The 3,004-nt window shown below is 46.6% G+C and carries 4 protein-coding genes; 1 reads left to right on the top strand and 3 read right to left on the bottom strand.

The genetic code is table 11. The features are described 5' to 3' along the window. From LUQ50_RS15900 to LUQ50_RS02090, 3 genes are all read right to left on the bottom strand, one after another. Positions 1-155: addiction module protein (locus tag LUQ50_RS15900; protein WP_367278938.1), on the bottom strand; the 155-nt coding region annotated here is incomplete at its 3' end. A 143-nt stretch (positions 156-298) separates the two neighbouring features. Next, positions 299-1,009, bottom strand: coding sequence for an isoprenylcysteine carboxylmethyltransferase family protein (locus LUQ50_RS02095; protein WP_300035462.1), 711 nt, complete (start codon positions 1,007-1,009; stop codon positions 299-301). Positions 1,010-1,014: 5 nt separating this feature from the next. After that, positions 1,015-2,622, bottom strand: coding sequence for an amidohydrolase (locus LUQ50_RS02090; protein WP_300035459.1), 1,608 nt, complete (start codon positions 2,620-2,622; stop codon positions 1,015-1,017). A 157-nt stretch (positions 2,623-2,779) separates the two neighbouring features. Between LUQ50_RS02090 and LUQ50_RS02085 the strand changes: the two genes are divergently transcribed. Beyond that, positions 2,780-3,004, top strand: a 225-nt coding sequence (locus LUQ50_RS02085; protein WP_300035456.1) for a TetR/AcrR family transcriptional regulator, incomplete at its 3' end; no start/stop codon positions are given.

Raw genomic sequence — 3,004 nt, 5'->3', positions numbered from 1 at the left:
GATAATCTCCGTTCTGCTTCTTCAGCCCAGAGCCTATCGATTTCAGGATCTTGAGGAAGATTGAGGCTTTCGATAAGGCGATCGATTAATGCTAACCGATCGCGAACGGGGAGCGATAAAACCTCCTGTTCAATCTTTTTGGATATGGATGTCATATTATTATTTTACTATTTGTATTAGGGATATTTTACTCTGTTGATCATGGGTATTTGAGGATTATGGGAGCGGTTTGAGCTATTTTTTTCCTGCGGGCACTATGATAAGATAATCCTCTTTGATTGAGAATCGTGAATACCTTTCACCATACTCCCGGAACAAGCCTGAACGGAACCACTCCTGAGTACTCATCATAACCGCCCAACTCTTCAGATAACGTTCGATCTTCACGCCAGGTTCTCCAGACCAGGAGTCCAATCGTCATGATACAGGGAATACCTGCCATCAATGACTGAAACATCAATGGTTCAGCAATCATACAGAGAATAAGTCCTGAATAGCCGGGATGCCGGACAAACCGGTAGGGTCCGCGGGATATGACATGATGACCCCGATCATGCTGAATTCTTACCACAGCAGAGAAAAAAGCATTCGATTCCGCAGCCCAGATGAGAAGACCGTATCCCAGAATAAACAGCACGATACCAGGAGTCTGGACAGTAAAGGGAATTGAAGGAGTTATGTGGAACCGGTGATCGAGCCCTGCAACCAGAAGGATTAATAAACCGGACAGAGTTAACAATTTTACAAGTATTTGGTCCCATCTCTTCATGTCTGCTCCCTGGGTGGATCGTTCTGTAATGAGGGTAACATCAAGAGAGAAGCTAAGGATGATAGTTGCACAGGTATGAATACCGATAAAAATCCAGGCTATCATCCAGTCCCCGTCACCCGACGATCCGAAGAGGACGATTGCCATGATCAGTACGGGTATCATCCCGATTATCACCCCTTTGATCCTGATCTCCCTTTCTTCATCTCTGATAGAACAACGGTCGGTCTGGCGATTCATGCCAATCACCGGTCCTGCTCTTCATCATTCCTGCAATATACCCGTTTTCCGCCGATCCATGTCTCTGAAACCACCGGAGGAGAGAGAGGATCGAGTAGCCCATCGAGAATGACAAAGTCAGCAACCATCCCTTCTGCAAGCATTCCCCGCTCATGTTCCTGGTTTCCGACATAGGCACTTCCGGCGGTATAAATCCAGAGCCATTCCTCAAACGGCATGATCTGATCAGGAGAGATAGTATTACCGTTCCCGTCACTCATGGTTGAACCCATTCTGATACAGGCGATAACATCCCTGCCATCCATAAATCCTCCCGGATAATCACTGCTTCCCCCAAGTATTACTCCATGAGTGATCAGATCACGATATGCAAACCAGGTTGCTCCATTTATCGGCATCCGGTTCATATTTCCGGCTCGCGAGAGGAATTGTGGCTGGATTGATGCACAACAATGCATCGAAGAAAGACGGGAGATCTGCTCTGGACTTAAGAGGTTCAGATGTTCAAGCCGGGGACGAAGGATAAACCCGGACGGGACCTCATTTTTCGAAGATTCAAATGCATCAAGGACTGCATCAACCGTACGGTTCCCGAGACAGTGAACACATACCTGAAACCCGTGCCCTACAGCTTCACGAAGCGTTTCCTGGAAATCATTCCGGTATTCTCCGCTTGAAACGGTTTGATCAGCGATCTGAAACGTAAATGCGGTTGTCTTTTGGGTTGCCCCGTCCCCGAATACCTTCACCGGTCCTACCCGGAGTTGTTCATCTCCGGAACCACATGGCTCGCCATCAAGCCGGTCACCGATCCGGTTGTCTAGCAGGGTTTTCCCGTGTGGCATCATCAGAACTGATACCGGAAGTCTCTGTTCTGCATGGAGGAGACGATATGCAGCCTCCGCATCTGGCGTTACTCCAGGATCCTGTATCGCGGTAATCCCGAACCGGTGAAGATCCCTGGCAGCCTGGTTTATCAGTTCTGCATATCTGCGGGGAGAGATGGATAGTACATGGGAAAGAACAGGAACACATGCTGCTTCCAGGAGCACTCCTGATACTTCACCATCCTCACGCTTTTCAATGAAACCTGAGTCAGGATCCTGAGATTCCCGACTGATTCCTCCTTTTTTGCATGCGAGGGTATTCGCAAGAAGGGCATGAAACGAGGTATGAATCAGGATCGCGGGCTTTGCAGAGACTGCAGCGTCCAGTTCCTCCCGGGTAATATCGTAGCCGCCATAAGGGAGATCAAACCAGGGAAAACCCACTATCCATTCGGTTTCAGGGTGAGTATCAGCATGTATCCTCATCTTTGAAAGAACTTCTTCCTTTGAAGAACATCCGCTGAGATCAGCCCATTCTGGAAGAAATGCTCCGAACGAGAGATGAATATGAGAATCGATGAACCCGGGTATGAGGGTTTTCCCCTTCAGATCGATTATCGTTATCTCATCATACCGTTGCAGAATGTCTCGTTGCCCTGTGGCCAGGATTTTTCCGTTTTGAAAAACAATTGCCTGGACTTCCGGTTCTGATCTGTTCATGGTCAGGATCCTGCCACCAGAAAAGGCCATGCACGGGGTTTCTGATGAAAATTCTTCTGTCATCATCTGGAATCATATCCATTTGCACGTTCTGATTCTTCTTCGAGAGAGAAATCAGTCGGATACAGGATCTTGTTACTGCTAATAAAAATAGTTACCTATTGGTAACTGAAGTGAATAATCAAAACATCTATCATCTTACAGCCGAAACTTCTTGACAGGAATGGCTAAGATTATCTCCCAATACCGGGATGAAGCAAAAAAAAGAATAATTCAGGCTGGTTTTGAAGTATTACTTGAAAAAGGGTATTGCAATACCACCATGGAAGAGATTGCACGAAGACTCGATGTCACGAAACCAGCTCTTTATCGTTATTTTACCAACAAAGACGAACTCATTATTGAAAGTGCAAAAGATAGTCAGACAAAATACCGGGAATTTATCACT

The organism is Methanospirillum sp., assembly GCF_028679455.1.
In the GTDB taxonomy this organism is placed as follows: Archaea; Halobacteriota; Methanomicrobia; order Methanomicrobiales; family Methanospirillaceae; genus Methanospirillum.
The sequence above is the reverse complement of the archived record's forward strand: the minus strand, read 5'-3'. Positions and strand labels throughout refer to the sequence as shown.